This window comes from Nocardioides sp. NPDC006303 (genome assembly GCF_040613175.1).
In the GTDB taxonomy this organism is placed as follows: Bacteria; Actinomycetota; Actinomycetes; order Propionibacteriales; family Nocardioidaceae; genus Nocardioides.
Genome location: NZ_JBEXRR010000004.1, coordinates 173205 through 187396, shown reverse-complemented (window position 1 = coordinate 187396; position 14192 = coordinate 173205). Strand labels below are relative to the sequence as shown.

Sequence of the window (14192 nt, the reverse complement as noted above, 5' to 3'; positions counted from 1 at the left end):
TCGCTCGGCCCGGGGCGTACGATCTCGGTGTGACTGAGCTGCGCTTCGTTGAGGTCGGGACGATCGACTACCTGGACGCCTGGGAGCTGCAGAAGCAGGTCCATCAGCGCGTCGTCGACCGCGAAGAGGCCGACACGGTGCTGCTGCTCGAGCATCCGCCGACCTACACCGCGGGGAAGCGTACGAAGCCGGAGGACCGGCCCGCGGATCCCGGCGGCGCCCCGGTGATCGACGTCGACCGCGGCGGTGAGGTGACCTTCCACGGCCCCGGCCAGATCGTCGCCTACCCGATCGTGCGGCTGCCGGAGAAGGTCAAGGTCGTCGACTTCGTACGCCGCCTGGAGCAGGCGATGATCCGCACCTGCGCCGAGTTCGGCGTCACCGCCTACCGCGTCCCCGGCCGCAGCGGCGTGTGGCTGCCCGCGGGCGAGACCCCGGACGGCGTACGCCGCCTGGAGCGCAAGGTCGGAGCGATCGGGCTGCGGGTCAGCCAGCACGTGACCATGCACGGCATCGCGCTCAACTGCGACGTCGACCTGGGCTGGTACGAGCGGTTCGTGCCGTGCGGGATCTCCGACGCCGGCGTCACCACCCTCTCGATCGAGGCCGGGCGGCAGATCGGCAACGCCGAGGCGATGCCGGTGCTCCACGCGCAGATCGCCGAGATGCTCTCCTGGCGCGACTACGAGCAGGGCCCGAGCCTCGAGGCCAAGCCGGACCCGGCGAAGACCCCGCGGGTCCCGCTGCTCTCCCCCAGCCTGGGCTGAGCGGGCCGGCCGCGGTCGGTGTGACCGACCAGTAGCCGCCTGCCTTCGAGGTTCCACCAGCACGCGGCGTACCCTTGTGGGGTGACTCAAGCTCCTGCCCCAGAAGGTCGCAAGCTCCTCCGTCTCGAGGTCCGCAACGCGCAGACTCCGATCGAACGCAAACCGGAGTGGATCAAGACCAAAGCGAAGATGGGGCCGGAATACAAGGAGCTCACCGCTCTGGTGAAGTCCGAGGGCCTGCACACGGTGTGCCAGGAGGCCGGCTGCCCCAACATCTTCGAGTGCTGGGAGGACCGCGAGGCCACCTTCCTCATCGGCGGCGACCAGTGCACCCGGCGCTGCGACTTCTGCCAGATCGACACCGGCAAGCCGACCGACCTCGACCGCGACGAGCCGCGCCGCGTGGCCGAGTCCGTGCAGACCATGGGCCTCAAGTACGCCACCATCACCGGCGTCGCCCGTGACGACCTCGCCGACGGCGGTGCCTGGCTCTACGCCGAGACGGTCAAGCAGATCCACGAGCTCAACCCCGAGACCGGCGTCGAGAACCTCATCCCCGACTTCAACGGCATCCCGGAGCTTCTCCAGGAGGTCTTCGAGTCCCGTCCCGAGGTCCTCGCGCACAACGTCGAGACCGTCCCGCGGATCTTCAAACGGATCCGTCCGGCGTTCCGCTACGAGCGCAGCCTCGACGTGATCACCCAGGCCCGCGACTTCGGCCTGGTCACCAAGTCCAACCTGATCCTCGGCATGGGTGAGACCCGCGAAGAGGTCTCCGAGGCGCTGCGCGACCTGCATGCCGCCGGCTGCGAGCTGATCACGATCACGCAGTACCTGCGCCCGAGCGTGCGGCACCACCCGGTCGAGCGGTGGGTAAAGCCCGAGGAGTTCATCGAGCTCCAGGCCGAGGCCGAGGAGATCGGCTTCTCCGGCGTCATGTCCGGTCCGCTCGTTCGTTCGTCCTACCGCGCCGGTCGGCTGTACCGTCAGGCGATCGAGGCGCGCGACGCCTCCTCCGTGGCCTGAGTCCCTGCGTACGAGAAACTGAAAGAGGAAGATGTCCCAGACCGACCCGAGCAGCATGAGTCGCCGCCAGCAGATGGTGGAGACCTACAAGCTCACCAAGCAGTCAGACCCCAAGATCGGCCTCATCCTCGGCTCGATCTTCGTGGTCGTCGCCGCGGTCGCCGGCGTGATCTTCTGGTTCCTCCCCGGCGAGGGCATCTTCTCCTGGATCTTCACGATCGTCGGCGCCCTGCTGGCCGGCCTCCTCGCCGCGATGGTGGTCTTCTCGCGGCGCGCGCAGAAGGTGATGTACTCCCGGCTCGAGGGCCAGGTCGGTGGCGGGTACGCCGCCCTGACCATGCTCCGCCGAGGCTGGACCGTCACCCAGGCCGTCGCCGTCGAGCCGCGCAGCCAGACGCTGGTCCACCGCGTGGTCGGCCCACCGGGAGTGGTCCTCGTCGGCGAGGGCAACAGCCCGAGCAAGGTCCGCTCGCTGCTGGCCAGCACCAAGCGCACCCACGCCCGCGTCCTGGGCGAGGTGCCGATCACGACCGTCGTCGCCGGCAACGGTGAGGACGAGGTGCCGCTGCCGCAGCTGACCAAGCACGTCACCAAGATCGGCCGCAAGGTCGCCGGCCCCGAGATCACCGACATCCTCAACCGCCTCAAGGCCGTCGACGCCACCCGCGGCACCATGCCAATCCCGAAGGGCCCCGTCCCGACCTCGATGAAGGGCATGCGCGGCAACCTCCGCGGCCGCTGACCGTTCTTGGATGGATAGTCCGGGACGTTCCGGTCCATTACTCACAGGTACATGGGCCGGAGCGTCCCGGACTACATTTCCAAGTCGAACCGCGGTCACACATCGATCCCCGGCGCGTCACCCGGACCGGCGTGCCCGGATCGCGTAGAGAAGCGGGATCCGGGGCGCCTGCTCGGGCAGCCTGAACCAGCCGTCCTCCCCCACCACCATGGACGGGAAACGCGGCCACGGCAGCCGCTCGTCCTCGCGTACGACCTCGATCCGCAGGCCGGCGCCGGCGAGGGCGGTGACGACCTCGCCGACCCCGTGGCGCCACTCGTACGCCGTCGTGGCGCGGCTCAGCGCCGGGCCGTCGGTGTAGGTGCGGGTCGAGTCCTTCGCGATCGCGCCCCGGCCCGAGAGGTAGTCGTGGCGCAGCTCGAGGGAGTCCTCCCGACCGGGCTCCGGAACCTCACCGAGGGCGTCGAGGAGCGGATGGAACTCGGCCAGGTAGAGGAACCCGCCGGGCTTGAGCAGATCGTGCACGACCCGCGCCCACAGGTCGATGTCAGGCAGGTAGCAGACCGCGCCCTTGCCGGTGTAGACGACGTCGAACCGGCCGGCGCCCAGGACCTCGACGGCGTCGTGGACGTCGGCCTCGTGGTAGTCGACGGCCAGCCCGCGCTCGGCGGCGATCCGGCGCGCTGCGGCCACCGCCTCGGCCGAGATGTCCAACCCGTACGTCACCGCTCCCCGCTGCGCGAACGCCACCGTCTCGGTGCCGAGATGACACTGCAGGTGCACGACCTCGCGGCCGGACAGCTCACCGAGGTCGCTCCACTCGTAGTCGGCGAACCAGGACTCGGCGGGCCGCGAGCCGTCGATGCCGTAGAAGGCGCTGGCGACGTGGATCGGCGTACGAGCGTCCCAGTTGGCTCGGTTGGCCTCGATCTGCCGGGTGATTTCGGGGTCGAGAGTCATGCAGACACGGTCCCACGAACGGCACAGGGCCGGTCCCCGTTCGGGGACCGGCCCTGCTGCGTACGAACTGGCTGTCAGCCGGCCATGCTCGGCATGTCGGTGACCTGGTCGGCCGGCGGCGCCTCGATGGTCACGTCCTCGCCGTGCTTGGACAGGAGCATCTCGACGGTGCCCATGTCGCCCATGCCGACCTCGGCCTTGCGGAGCAGGCCGTCGGCGTCGACCCAGATGTCCTGGTCGATCGTCTTGGGCATGCCCTTGGTGCTGTCGGCGCCGAGGCTCTCGGCGAGCCCGGCGGAGTCGACGGTGAAGCTGTAGTGCTTGGTGTCGGTGCCGTCGACCTTCTCCTCACCCTCGAACTTGGAGGACTTGATCGACTCCTCCATCCCGTCGAAGAAGGCGAGCGGGTTGCTCATCGACTCCAGGCTGGTCCCGCCCATCTTGGCGAGGTCGTCGGCGCTCGCGGTCATCCACGAGTCGCCCATCATGCCCTTGATGTAGATCTTCTCGTCGACAAGGATCGTCTCCAGATCCATGTTCATCGAGCCACCGCTCATCTTCATGGTGGAGTGCTGCGCCGGCGGCTCCTTCTGGATGTCGCCCTCACCGGTCATCGAGACCGTCTGACCCGACGCCTTCGCGTCCATCTTCGTGGTGAAGTGGGCGGTGTCGATGTCGGTGGCCTTCTTCATCACCTCGGTCATCTCCTCGGCCGAGACCGAGTCACCCTCGCTGGCGCCGCCGGCCCCGCCACCGCCACCGCAGGCCACCAGGCCCGAGAGCGATACGGCCAGCACGCCTGCCACAGCAGCGCGGCGCCAGAGGCCACGTGGCCCGAGAGTACGGTTGAGCGTCATTGAGCTTCCCTTCGTGTTTGCCGCTGCTTGCGGCTGACCGGTCAAACCTACCCCCGGATGCCTCTTAACCAACCCGGCGAAACACGTGTCGATAGGTCTGAAGCGTGACGGTCGCCGTACCTGCCGCAAGATCGTGGAGCCCGCGGCGGTCAGGGCGGAAGACCAGCGGCGGCACGACGAGGACGACCAGGATCTGACGGGCGATGCTCCGCAGCGGATCGAGCGGGCGTACGTCCGGCTCACCGGCCGTGACCCGCACCGTACGCAGGCGAGTGACGAGCTTGCCGAAGGAGCCGCCGCCGAGCGTGGTGAAGACCGCCGTCTGCACGATGAAGACGACCAGGATCCACAGGTTGTCGGTCGGCCGCGGGTCGACACCGGCGAGCAGCGACCCGAACGGCAGCGCCCGTACACCGAGGAAGACCGACGCCACCAGCGACGACGCGAGCCAGTCGATGAACAGGGCCAGGACGCGCCTGCCCCAGCTCGCGGTGTCATAAGGCAGAGTGGGCGTCGCAGGAGTGGCGGAACTGGTCACGTCGTAAGGGTAGGCGGCAACGTCTTGAGGGGTGAGATCCGGGATGGTTGCCGATCAAATCACACAACCTGTTACACGCCTGAAACATTTGCGACACTCCTGTGCAACCGTCCCTTCGTAATTTGCGTGGCACGGTCGGATCCATGAGGGTCCGGCCTCGATCGCGAGAGACCTATCTGGCTCTGCCCGACCGGGTGAGCCAAGGAGGATTGATGTTCAGCACTGACGACGAACTCTTGAAGTTCATCTCTGACGAGGGGGTCGAGTTCGTCGACATCCGTTTCGTCGACCTGCCTGGCGTCCAGCAGCACTTCACGGTGCCCGTGTCGTCGTTCAACCTGGAGCCGATGGCCTTCGACGGTTCGTCGATCCGTGGTTTCCAGACGATCAACGAGTCCGACATGGCGCTCTACCCGGACGTCACGACTGCGTACATCGACCCGTTCCGCACCGCGAAGACCCTCGCGCTGATGTACTTCGTGCACGACCCGATCACCGGGGAGGCCTACTCTCGCGACCCGCGCAACATCGCGCGCAAGGCTCTGGCGTACCTCGCCTCGACCGGCATCGGTGACACCGCGTTCTTCGCCCCCGAGGCCGAGTTCTTCATCTTCGACAAGGTCGCCTACAACACCTCCGAGGGCGAGTCGTTCTACAAGATCGACTCCGTCGAGGCCTGGTGGAACTCGGGCGCCGACAAGAACCCCGACGGCTCGAACAACCTGGGCTACAAGACGCGCTACAAGGGCGGCTACTTCCCGGTCTCCCCCACCGACCACTTCGCCGACCTGCGCGACACGATGGTCAAGAACCTCGAGGCCTCCGGCCTGCTCGTCGAGCGCGCCCACCACGAGGTCGGCACCGCCGGCCAGGCGGAGATCAACTACAAGTTCGACACGCTGCTCAAGGCTGCCGACGATGTCATGAAGTTCAAGTACATCGTCAAGAACACCGCCTGGGAGGCCGGCAAGACGGTCACCTTCATGCCGAAGCCCGTCTTCGGCGACAACGGCTCGGGCATGCACGTCCACCAGTCGATCTGGAACGCCGGCGAGCCGCTGTTCTACGACGAGACCGGCTACGGCGGCCTCTCCGACATGGCCCGCTGGTACATCGGCGGCGTCCTGAAGCACGCCCCGTCGGTGCTGGCGTTCACCAACCCGACCGTGAACTCCTTCCACCGCCTGGTGCCGGGCTTCGAGGCTCCGATCTCGCTGGTCTACTCCTCGCGCAACCGCTCCGCCGCGGTCCGCATCCCGATCACCGGCACCAACCCGAAGGCCAAGCGCGTCGAGACCCGGTTCCCGGACCCGTCCTCGAACCCGTACCTCGCCTTCTCGGCCCTGCTCCTCGCCGGCATCGACGGTATCCAGAACAAGATCGAGCCGCCCGCTCCGATCGACAAGGACATCTACGAGCTCCCGCCGGACGAGATGGCCGAGATCAACCAGGTGCCGACCTCCCTCGGTGCCGTCCTGTCGGCTCTGGAGAACGACCACGACTTCCTCACCGTGGGCGACGTCTTCACCCCCGACCTGATCGAGACCTGGATCGACTACAAGACCAACGACGAGATCCTCCCGATCCAGCTCCGCCCGCACCCGCACGAGTTCGAGCTCTACTACGACATCTAAATCCCAACAGGGAGCAGCGGAAACGCCTCCGGACGACTTCGGTCGTCCGGAGGCGTTCCGTCGTCCGGTCTGAGTACGTCAGAGCTCGAGGAGCCCGCCGCTGCCGCGGACCTGTTCGGGCATCAGAAGCATCGTCAGGTCCAGCGCGGGAGCGCTGTGCGTCAACGCGCCGACCGAGATGAGGTCGACACCTGTCTCGGCGATGGCGCGGACGCTGTCCAGGCGGACGGTGCCCGACGCCTCCAGCAGGATCCTGGAGGCGTCTGCATGCTCGGCCCGGATCTTCACCACCACCTCGATGTCGGCCACCGACATGTTGTCGAGCATGATCCAGCGGGCCCCGACATTGAGGGCCTCGACGCCCTGCGCCACGGTCTGCACCTCGACATCGGTCTCCACATTCTCCCCCGTACGCTCCATCCCGCGCCGGACCGCGCCGATCGCGGCGGTCACGCCGCCTGCCGCAGCGATGTGGTTCTCCTTGAGCAGCACCATCGCCGCCAGGTTGAGCCGGTGGTTGTGGCCGCCACCGACGGTCACCGCGTACTTGTCCAGGGCACGCAGGCCAGGCGCCGTCTTGCGGGTGTCCAAGATGCGCACCCCGGTCCCGGCAACGGCCTGGACGTAACGGTCCGTGAGCGTCGCGATGCCGCACATGCGCTGCAAGAAGTTCAGCGCCGCCCGCTCGCCCGTGATCAGGCTGCGAGCCGGGCCGGACAGGCGCACCAGCACATCGTCGTCGGCGAGCCGGGCGCCGTCGGGGACTAGCGTTTCCACCGTGACGTCGGGGTCGACCTGGGCGAAGACCTCGGCGACCACGGGAAGCCCGCTGGCGATGCCGGACTGCCGGGCGCGGATCTCGGCCACGGCCGCGAGGCCGTCGGGGACGCTCCACGCCGTGGTGATGTCCCGGCCCGCCTCGTCCTCGGCCAGGGCGGTGGCGACGGCGACTCGCGCCGCAGGTGAAGGGAACTCTGTCATGGTCGCGCTCTCCGTTCCCGTGATCAGCCGAGGCCCTCGATGACGCGGAAGTCGCGCTTGAAGCCCTCGGGAAGTTCAGCCAGCGCCTCCTGGTAGGCCGCGCTCGCGCGTGCGGCGACCGCCCGTTCGAAGCTGTCGAACTCGATCAGTACGACACGCTCGGGTATTCCGGCTTCGTACGCCTCGACCCGGCCGCCGATGCTGGCAAGTACCCGCCCGCCCATGGCGGTGACGGCTCGGCCCGCCAGCTTGTTGTAGGCATCGAGTCTCTCGGCGTCCTCGATGGTGGGATAGACGCTGACCCAGTAGCCCTTGGGCATAGAACCTCCAGTGGTGGGATGAGAGATCTGATCGGACATCAATGTGCGGAGATCGGCTCGGTTCCTGGCTCGAGGGGCAGCCGGAGCGCCCTGACCGCGAACGAGATGGCGTGGTACCAACCACAGACCAGGACCAGGTCGAGTGCGGCATACTCACCGGCGACAGCGACCAGGCGCGTCCAGGTGTCGTCGGTGAGGTCGGAGGTCGAGTGGAGCTCATCGACGGCTTCAAGGACAGCACAATCTGCGCTGTTCCAACAGGCGTCCGCCGGTCTGCCACGCGTCAGGGAAGCGAGCTGCTCCGCGTCGAGTTCTGCCTTCTCGGCGAACGCCGCGACGTGCACGGCCCACTCGTAGTCGGCGCCACACAACGCAGTAGTTCGGTCGATGACCAGCTCGCGCTGGCGCAGCGTGAGAGCCGACTGGCGAGAGAAGTAGTAGCTCCCCCAGCCCGCGATGGAACGGGCGAGGTCAGGCCGGCGGGCCCACACCCGGAACAGTTGGATGGGCGAGTGCCCGAGGAGCTCGAGTGCCTCCTTCGCTTCCTCACCATAGGGGGGCGTAAGCGGCTCGATGCGCGGCTGCTTCGATTTCAGAGGCATAGCAAGACGCTAACATGGGCGCTTCGGAAAGGGAAGCAAATGACAAAGCCAACACCACTCCCGGGCCGCCCGGTCCGCGGCTCACACACAGGGCGCCCGATCATGGCGCTCTTGGACCTCTTGGGTCGACGCTGGGCGATGCGGGTCCTGTGGGAGCTGCGGGACGACTCGTCTCCCACCTTCCGCGAGCTCCAGCAACGCTGCGACGGGGTCTCATCAAGCGTCCTGGCAGACAGGCTTCGCGAGCTCGGGCAGGCCGGCCTCGTCGAGAACACCGGCGACGGGTACGTTCTCACCGAACAAGGTATGACCCTTCGAGAATCACTTGTTCAGCTCGATGACTGGGCCTCCCGCTGGCAGCCCAAGGCGGACGACTGACTGTCATGACTCTGCTCGATCGCAGATGGCCACGCCCACATCGCCGACGAACCAGGACGCTTTGCACCGGTCGTGGAGCGGTACGGCGAGGCTGAAGACGTCGACGAGCCGGTGGGATCACTCCTCCGGCGGATACGGCGAGTCGGCCAGCAGCCCGGCGAGGTGGGCGAGATTGCGAGCCATGGTCTTGGTCGTGCCCGCGGTCTTCTCCGGCGTCGGCTGCTTGTCCTTGTAGTCCACGGCCTGCATGGCCTCGCCGACCCAGTAGGTCGAGCCGTTGGCGGGGATGGTGAAGCCGACGTCGCTGAGGGCTTGGCAGAGCTCGGCGGTGACGTGGTGGGCGCCGTCCTCGTTGCCGACGACGCCGATGCCGGCGACCTTGTCGTAGGTCAGCATCCGGCCGGCGTCGTCGGTCTCGCTGAGCTCGGCGTCGAGGCGCTCGAGCACCATCTTGCACACCGAGGACGGCTGGCCGAGCCAGATCGGGGTGACCAGCACGAGCACGTCAGCGGCGAGCATCCGCTCGCGCAGCTGCGGCCACGCGTCGCCGTCACCCTCATCGGTGGAGACTCCGAAGCGGACGTTGTGGTCGACGACCCGGACCATCTCGCCCTTCACCTCGTAGTCCATGAGCGCCGTCAGGATCTGGGACCCGAGCAGCGCTGAGCTGGACTCATCGGGTGAGTTTTTGAGGGTGCAGTTGAGGATCAGGCAAGTCGGTGATGTCATGCCACCTGGTAACCGGCGGACTCTGCTGTCATGCGCCGATCACGAGTGCGCCGCCGCCGCGGCTGACCTCGCCGTCGCCCGAGGGTCCGACGAGGTGCAACGCGGCTGGCGGGCGCGTTTCGTTCAGCGGTCGCGAGCGGCCGGGTCGTTCGGGTGCGATGCCACCGCGGTGACGTCGAAGGTCATCCACGGGGACAGCGGCAAGGTCTCCAAGACGTCCGCCCGAAGGGCCGCCTCGTCGGCGGCGACCCACAGGCCGATGCTCCGCATCTCGCCGATCGGCCGCCAGAGCCGAACGAGGTTGCCACTCGCCGTCAGTTCCGCAGCCCGGGCCGCCTCGGCGGCCCGACGTCGATCGACCTCCGCCTGCGGGGTCCCGTCGGGGACCACGGTCGTGATCTCAACGATGAATTCAGCCATCGGTCCACTCCTCTCTCAGGCTGCCTGTCCGGCCTTGAGGCGCCGGGCGATCTCGACCACACGCTGGGCCTGGTGCTTGGCCGAGGCCCGGGTCACGTCGCCGACGGGGTTGGTCCCCTGGGCGTCGACGTGCGACGTTCCGTACGGGTTGCCGTCGTCGTACTTGACCGGGTCGGTGAAGCCGGGGGCGACGAGTATCCCGCCGAAGTGGTGCACCGAGGTGTAGAGCGCTTGCAGCGTCGTCTCCTGGCCTCCGTGGAGGCTGGAGGACGAGACGAAGCCGCTGTAGACCTTGTCGACCAGCTTGCCCTCAGCCCACAGACCACCGAGCGTGTCCATGAACTGCTTGAGCTGGGCCGAGACGTTGCCGAACCGGGTCGGCGTGCCGAAGAGGACGACATCGGCCCACGCGACGTCGTCCGGCGACGCCTCCGGTACGTCGGAAGTGGTGGCGTGGTTCGCCGCCCAGGCTGGATTCGACTCGATGGCCGAGAGTGGGGCGAGCTCCGGGGCCTTGGTGAGGCGCACCTCGGCGCCGGTCGCCAGCACTCCCTTCTCGAGCTCGCGGGCGACCTCTGCCGTGGTACCGGTCGAGGAGTAGTAGACGATCGTGACCTTCACGTTTTCGGACATGGGGTGAGTCCCTTCTCTTGAGGGCCGTTCATAGTTGACCGACCATCTACTAAACAACGATGGCGTGAACCTATTCCGCACTGCCGGTTTCCGTACGAGCCGCCCCATCACCCTCCCGAGCGGCAGCCGGCACGCACGCTAGAGAGGTCCGGCCCTCACAGAGGAGCCGACTCCTCGGCGGACAGGGTGGTGCCCATCAGTCGCAGACTGTTGCCCCAGAGGTCGTCCAGCTCGCCAGGGTCGTTGAACAACTTGGCGAAGAGCACGAGCCCCTCGAGCTGCGCCACGATCGACTTCGCGGCCATTCGAGCGTCCGCTATCTCGATCTCGCCGGCATCCACCGCAACGGTCAGATGCTCGGCGATCATCTGGACCTGCTCGTCGAAGATCTCCTGAAGCCTCTTCTGTATCGACGGGTTGTTCGCGCTGACTTCGAGGGCGAGGTTGCCGAACAGGCAGCCGGTGACCGCTCCAGTGCCGCGTAGCGCTGACGCCTGCATCTGTGCCGTCACGTCGAAGATCCCCCGAAGGCGCTCCAACGCCGTACCCGGCCCCGCCAGGATCGCGGACCACTCGCCACGCTGCCACTCCCAGTGGGCGTCGACAACAGCCAGCGCCAAGGCCTCCTTCGACGGGAAGAAGTAGTAGAAGGATCCCTTCTGCACGCCAGCGCGGGTGGCGATCTCTGCCACACCGACCGAGCTGTAGGCCCGCTCGCTGAACAGCTCGGTGCCTGCAGCGACGAGCCGCTCGCGCGCATCAGAAGTCCGTCCCACGCACCGATTGTAGACCGATCGCCTAGCGGAATAGTTGACCGACCGTCTATGTTCCATCGCCATGAGCACGCGAAAGGTCGCCGTCATCACCGGCGCTTCTCAGGGAATCGGAGCCGCCCTCGTCGCGGCCTATCAAGACCTCGGCTATGCCGTCGTCGCCAACTCTCGATCCATCGAGTCAGCCTCGACCGACACCTTGCAGACCGTCGCGGGTGACATCGGCAACGCCACGGTCGCACAGCGCGTGATCGCGACGGCCGTCGATCGGTTCGGTCGGATCGACACACTGATCAACAACGCGGGCATCTTCGTCGCCAAGCCGTTCACCGACTACACCATCGAGGACTACGAGGCGATCAAGAACACCAACCTGGACGGCTTCTTCCACATCACACAGGCGGCGCTCGCCCAACTCCTCCACCAGGAACACGGAGGCCACGTGGTCAGCGTGACCACGACCCTGGTCGAGAACGCATCCGCTGCGGTGCCCTCGGTCCTGGCGTCCCTCAGCAAGGGTGGGGTCGCGGCCGCGACCAAGTCGCTCGCCATCGAGTACGCCAGCAGAGGCATCCGGGTGAACGCGGTCTCCCCCGGCATCATCAAGACACCTATGCACGCACCCGAGACCCATGACTTCCTCACTGCGCTCCACCCCATGAGGACCCTGGGCGAGATCGACGACGTGACCCGCGGCGTGCTCTACCTGGAGCAGTCGCCCTTCGTTACGGGCGAGTTCCTCCACATCGACGGCGGCCAGAGTGCCGGCCACTGAGTCGTCCCACCTCACCCGAAGGAGAACTTCCATGACCAGCGAGACCATCAGCGCGGAGCACGAACTGCGTACCGTCCTTGACCAGTGGGTCACGGCCATCGCCGAGCGCCGACCGGCCGATGTCGCCGCCCTCTTCACCGAGGACGCACTCTTCCAGGGCTTCGACCCCGCGCCCGGCGTCGGTCGCGACTTCATCAACCGCTACTACGCCAAGCAGCCGGTCGGCCTACGGGCGGAGTACGAGCTCCTCTCCACACGCGAGCTCGCCCAGGAGGCTTTAGCTGGATATGCCCGTGTGCTGTTCACGCGGCCCGACGGAAACGTGACGGTCTACCTCACCGTGATCGCACAACGTGGGCAAGCCGGATGGGCGTTGAGCCACTACCACGTCTCCAAACTGATTCCAGACTGATCCCTCGCCGTCAGGCGCCGATCACCGTACGGCCCACCCGCAGGTGCAGGTCCTCGAGTCGGGCGATCTGGTCGTCGGCGCGACGGATGAGCTCGTCCAGCTGCAGCGGGTCGATACGTGCGTCGTCCTCGGTGGCGGCACGCAGCAGCTGCCACCCGGCCCGCTTGGCGGTCACCGCGTCACGCAGTGCCTCCAGCTCGAACAGGTCGGAGAGCGGCGAGCGCCGCACCAGCCGGCCGTTGGGCTTGAACCGGCCGGCGAACTCCACTGCCCGCCCCGTCGTGGCGGCGATGCGCGACGGGGTGGCTCCCGTCGCCATGATGATCTGCCGCAGCTGCTCCCGGTCCTCGTTGATCTCGGTCGCCAGCTGACGTACCCGGGCGGCCACGTCGGTGTCCGAGTGCGAGCGGCCGACTCGCTCGAACATCGCGGCCCCGGCGCTGGACCCTGCCCAGTGGTGCTGCAGGTAGGCGTGCAACATGTCGTCGTTCATGGCTGCTCCTTCTCTGGACGTCAGGGTCGCAACGGCGGGAGCTCGCTGCCCGCCTTCGCCGGCATCCCGGACAGGACCGCCTCGAGCGCGTCCATGGCCGAGTGGCGCGGTTGCCAACCGAGTTCCAGCTCCGCGCGGGCGGTCGACATCAGCGGCAGCTGCATGACCGCGTCCAGGAGGCTTCCGGGGACCGGCGCGAGCCGGGCATGCCAGGCACCCTCCAGGCCATGACGCGCGAGACGCGGCGGGACCTCGACCGTTCGAGCGTCCATCAGCTCGCCGAGCTCGTCGCGGCCGATGACGCCGTCACCGGCCAGGTTGTACGCGCCCGTCACATCGGTGGTCGCTGCCGTGGCCAGGGCCCGGCCGACATCTCCGGCGTGGACGGCCTGGAACCGCAGGCCTGCTGGCACCGGCACCACCGGGATGCGCCGCCGATCCAGGAGCTCCGGCCGGGCCAGGGCGCCGCCGAAGATACGTCGTTGCTCGCTGGCGGCCGAGCGCTGGAAGACGAATGCGGGCCGGACCCTGACCAGGCGGACCTCGGGATGGGCGCAGGCGAAGGCGTCCAGGGCCCGTTCGACGTACGCCTTCTCCCGGCAGTACGCGGCAGCCGACGCACCGTCGGTCTCCCAGGTCTCGTCGACCGGGTCGTCGTGATCGACCGGAGAGTACGCCGCCACCGACGAGGCGCACACGAGAGCCGGGACACCTGCCCGGGCCACGGCCTCGAGGACCCGGCGCGTGCCGACGGCGTTGGTGGCCCAGGTCTCCTCGGGGCGGTGTGTGGGCTGGAACTTCCAGGCCAGGTGCACGACCGCGTCGGCACCTTCCACCACCGGCTCCAGGTTGGCCGTCGACACATCGGCCACGCGCCATTCGACGGAGGCATGCTCGTTGGACCGAGGGCCGTCCGGAGCCCGTCGCGCGACAGCGACGACCTCGGCGGCCCCGTCTGCGGTGAGTGCCCGGATGGTGGCGCTGCCGAGGTTTCCCGACGCACCGATGACGACCACCTTCATGTTGTCCACGCCCTCCCTGCGGCCGGTCCGCTGTGTGAGCCTCACCGGTACCCACCGCGACCGGGTTCAGCACTGCCGCCCACCAGGCTTGAATCGCCGGATCCGGGTACCGCGGAGGTGACTCGATCCG

19 protein-coding genes are annotated in these 14192 nt (G+C 67.7%); 7 read left to right on the top strand and 12 right to left on the bottom strand.

The window, feature by feature from the left end; all coding sequences use genetic code 11:
• Positions 1 to 29: 29 nt before the first annotated feature.
• The 3 genes from lipB (at position 30) to ABZY89_RS05500 (ending at position 2535) form a co-directional block, all read left to right on the top strand.
• A complete protein-coding gene (gene lipB, locus ABZY89_RS05510; RefSeq protein ID WP_355225305.1) occupies positions 30 to 767 on the top strand; it encodes a lipoyl(octanoyl) transferase LipB in 738 nt (245 codons plus the stop codon).
• 81 nt (positions 768 to 848) lie between these two features.
• Positions 849 to 1793, top strand: coding sequence for a lipoyl synthase (gene lipA, locus ABZY89_RS05505; RefSeq protein ID WP_091040837.1), 945 nt, complete (start codon positions 849 to 851; stop codon positions 1791 to 1793).
• Positions 1794 to 1824: 31 nt separating this feature from the next.
• Positions 1825 to 2535, top strand: coding sequence for a DUF4191 domain-containing protein (locus ABZY89_RS05500; RefSeq protein ID WP_355225303.1), 711 nt, complete (start codon positions 1825 to 1827; stop codon positions 2533 to 2535).
• A gap of 117 nt (positions 2536 to 2652) precedes the next feature.
• On the opposite strand, the gene ABZY89_RS05495 is transcribed toward ABZY89_RS05500, so the two are convergent.
• The 3 genes from ABZY89_RS05495 to ABZY89_RS05485 form a co-directional block, all read right to left on the bottom strand.
• The gene (locus ABZY89_RS05495) at positions 2653 to 3495 is read right to left on the bottom strand and encodes a class I SAM-dependent methyltransferase (RefSeq protein WP_355225301.1); all 843 of its coding nucleotides are present in this window, start codon (positions 3493 to 3495) and stop codon (positions 2653 to 2655) included.
• A 74-nt stretch (positions 3496 to 3569) separates the two neighbouring features.
• Positions 3570 to 4352, bottom strand: coding sequence for a DUF6612 family protein (locus ABZY89_RS05490; RefSeq protein WP_355225299.1), 783 nt, complete (start codon positions 4350 to 4352; stop codon positions 3570 to 3572).
• Between the two features lie 64 nt (positions 4353 to 4416).
• Positions 4417 to 4890 (bottom strand): RDD family protein, encoded by a 474-nt coding sequence (locus ABZY89_RS05485; protein ID WP_355225297.1) that lies wholly within the window; start codon positions 4888 to 4890, stop codon positions 4417 to 4419.
• Between the two features lie 212 nt (positions 4891 to 5102).
• On the opposite strand from ABZY89_RS05485, the gene glnA reads away from it, so the two are divergent.
• Positions 5103 to 6524, top strand: a complete 1422-nt coding sequence (gene glnA / locus ABZY89_RS05480) for a type I glutamate--ammonia ligase (protein WP_355225295.1) — start codon at positions 5103 to 5105, stop codon at positions 6522 to 6524.
• 78 nt (positions 6525 to 6602) lie between these two features.
• Here the strand turns inward: glnA and nadC are convergent, their stop codons facing one another.
• From nadC to ABZY89_RS05465, 3 genes are read right to left on the bottom strand one after another with little or no spacing between them, the layout of a single operon-like run.
• On the bottom strand, positions 6603 to 7505 hold the full coding sequence (gene nadC, locus ABZY89_RS05475) for a carboxylating nicotinate-nucleotide diphosphorylase (protein WP_355225293.1): 903 nt from the start codon (positions 7503 to 7505) through the stop codon (positions 6603 to 6605).
• 23 nt (positions 7506 to 7528) lie between these two features.
• Positions 7529 to 7825 (bottom strand): DUF1330 domain-containing protein, encoded by a 297-nt coding sequence (locus ABZY89_RS05470; protein ID WP_355225291.1) that lies wholly within the window; start codon positions 7823 to 7825, stop codon positions 7529 to 7531.
• Between the two features lie 38 nt (positions 7826 to 7863).
• Entirely contained in the window at positions 7864 to 8427 is a 564-nt protein-coding gene (locus ABZY89_RS05465) for a carboxymuconolactone decarboxylase family protein (protein ID WP_355225289.1), read from the bottom strand.
• A 102-nt stretch (positions 8428 to 8529) separates the two neighbouring features.
• Between ABZY89_RS05465 and ABZY89_RS05460 the strand changes: the two genes are divergently transcribed.
• Positions 8530 to 8805, top strand: coding sequence for a helix-turn-helix domain-containing protein (locus tag ABZY89_RS05460; RefSeq protein ID WP_355225287.1), 276 nt, complete (start codon positions 8530 to 8532; stop codon positions 8803 to 8805).
• Between the two features lie 117 nt (positions 8806 to 8922).
• On the opposite strand, the gene ABZY89_RS05455 is transcribed toward ABZY89_RS05460, so the two are convergent.
• From ABZY89_RS05455 to ABZY89_RS05440, 4 genes are all read right to left on the bottom strand, one after another.
• Positions 8923 to 9534, bottom strand: a complete 612-nt coding sequence (locus ABZY89_RS05455; RefSeq protein ID WP_355225285.1) for an NAD(P)H-dependent oxidoreductase — start codon at positions 9532 to 9534, stop codon at positions 8923 to 8925.
• A 123-nt stretch (positions 9535 to 9657) separates the two neighbouring features.
• Positions 9658 to 9954, bottom strand: coding sequence for a muconolactone Delta-isomerase family protein (locus ABZY89_RS05450; protein ID WP_355225283.1), 297 nt, complete (start codon positions 9952 to 9954; stop codon positions 9658 to 9660).
• 15 nt (positions 9955 to 9969) lie between these two features.
• On the bottom strand, positions 9970 to 10587 hold the full coding sequence (wrbA, locus tag ABZY89_RS05445) for an NAD(P)H:quinone oxidoreductase (RefSeq protein ID WP_355225281.1): 618 nt from the start codon (positions 10585 to 10587) through the stop codon (positions 9970 to 9972).
• A 155-nt stretch (positions 10588 to 10742) separates the two neighbouring features.
• Complete coding sequence (locus tag ABZY89_RS05440) at positions 10743 to 11363, bottom strand: TetR/AcrR family transcriptional regulator (RefSeq protein WP_355225279.1); 621 nt, start codon at positions 11361 to 11363, stop codon at positions 10743 to 10745.
• A 61-nt stretch (positions 11364 to 11424) separates the two neighbouring features.
• Here ABZY89_RS05440 and ABZY89_RS05435 point away from each other — a divergent pair, with 61 nt between their 5' ends.
• Together ABZY89_RS05435 and ABZY89_RS05430 are read left to right on the top strand one after the other, a co-directional pair.
• The gene (locus tag ABZY89_RS05435; RefSeq protein ID WP_355225277.1) at positions 11425 to 12135 is read left to right on the top strand and encodes an SDR family oxidoreductase; all 711 of its coding nucleotides are present in this window, start codon (positions 11425 to 11427) and stop codon (positions 12133 to 12135) included.
• Between the two features lie 31 nt (positions 12136 to 12166).
• Entirely contained in the window at positions 12167 to 12547 is a 381-nt protein-coding gene (locus ABZY89_RS05430; RefSeq protein WP_355225275.1) for a nuclear transport factor 2 family protein, read from the top strand.
• 10 nt (positions 12548 to 12557) lie between these two features.
• Here the strand turns inward: ABZY89_RS05430 and ABZY89_RS05425 are convergent, their stop codons facing one another.
• A complete protein-coding gene (locus ABZY89_RS05425; RefSeq protein ID WP_355225274.1) occupies positions 12558 to 13040 on the bottom strand; it encodes a hypothetical protein in 483 nt (160 codons plus the stop codon).
• A 20-nt stretch (positions 13041 to 13060) separates the two neighbouring features.
• Positions 13061 to 14107: an NAD-dependent epimerase/dehydratase family protein gene (locus ABZY89_RS05420; RefSeq protein WP_355225272.1), complete on the bottom strand. Its 1047-nt coding sequence runs from the start codon at positions 14105 to 14107 to the stop codon at positions 13061 to 13063.
• Positions 14108 to 14192: the final 85 nt, after the last annotated feature.

What these genes read in the sequence shown, in the direction of transcription:
- ABZY89_RS05470 (WP_355225291.1), bottom strand. Translation starts at nt 7,825, where the DNA reads ATGCCCAAGGGCTACTGGGTCAGCGTCTATCCCACCATCGAGGACGCC.
- ABZY89_RS05450 (WP_355225283.1), bottom strand. Translation starts at nt 9,954, where the DNA reads ATGGCTGAATTCATCGTTGAGATCACGACCGTGGTCCCCGACGGGACC.
- ABZY89_RS05430 (WP_355225275.1), top strand. Translation starts at nt 12,167, where the DNA reads ATGACCAGCGAGACCATCAGCGCGGAGCACGAACTGCGTACCGTCCTT.
- ABZY89_RS05455 (WP_355225285.1), bottom strand. Translation starts at nt 9,534, where the DNA reads ATGACATCACCGACTTGCCTGATCCTCAACTGCACCCTCAAAAACTCA.
- ABZY89_RS05460 (WP_355225287.1), top strand. Translation starts at nt 8,530, where the DNA reads ATGGCGCTCTTGGACCTCTTGGGTCGACGCTGGGCGATGCGGGTCCTG.
- ABZY89_RS05425 (WP_355225274.1), bottom strand. Translation starts at nt 13,040, where the DNA reads ATGAACGACGACATGTTGCACGCCTACCTGCAGCACCACTGGGCAGGG.
- ABZY89_RS05435 (WP_355225277.1), top strand. Translation starts at nt 11,425, where the DNA reads ATGAGCACGCGAAAGGTCGCCGTCATCACCGGCGCTTCTCAGGGAATC.
- wrbA (WP_355225281.1), bottom strand. Translation starts at nt 10,587, where the DNA reads ATGTCCGAAAACGTGAAGGTCACGATCGTCTACTACTCCTCGACCGGT.
- nadC (WP_355225293.1), bottom strand. Translation starts at nt 7,505, where the DNA reads ATGACAGAGTTCCCTTCACCTGCGGCGCGAGTCGCCGTCGCCACCGCC.
- ABZY89_RS05500 (WP_355225303.1), top strand. Translation starts at nt 1,825, where the DNA reads ATGTCCCAGACCGACCCGAGCAGCATGAGTCGCCGCCAGCAGATGGTG.
- ABZY89_RS05465 (WP_355225289.1), bottom strand. Translation starts at nt 8,427, where the DNA reads ATGCCTCTGAAATCGAAGCAGCCGCGCATCGAGCCGCTTACGCCCCCC.
- ABZY89_RS05490 (WP_355225299.1), bottom strand. Translation starts at nt 4,352, where the DNA reads ATGACGCTCAACCGTACTCTCGGGCCACGTGGCCTCTGGCGCCGCGCT.
- ABZY89_RS05495 (WP_355225301.1), bottom strand. Translation starts at nt 3,495, where the DNA reads ATGACTCTCGACCCCGAAATCACCCGGCAGATCGAGGCCAACCGAGCC.
- glnA (WP_355225295.1), top strand. Translation starts at nt 5,103, where the DNA reads ATGTTCAGCACTGACGACGAACTCTTGAAGTTCATCTCTGACGAGGGG.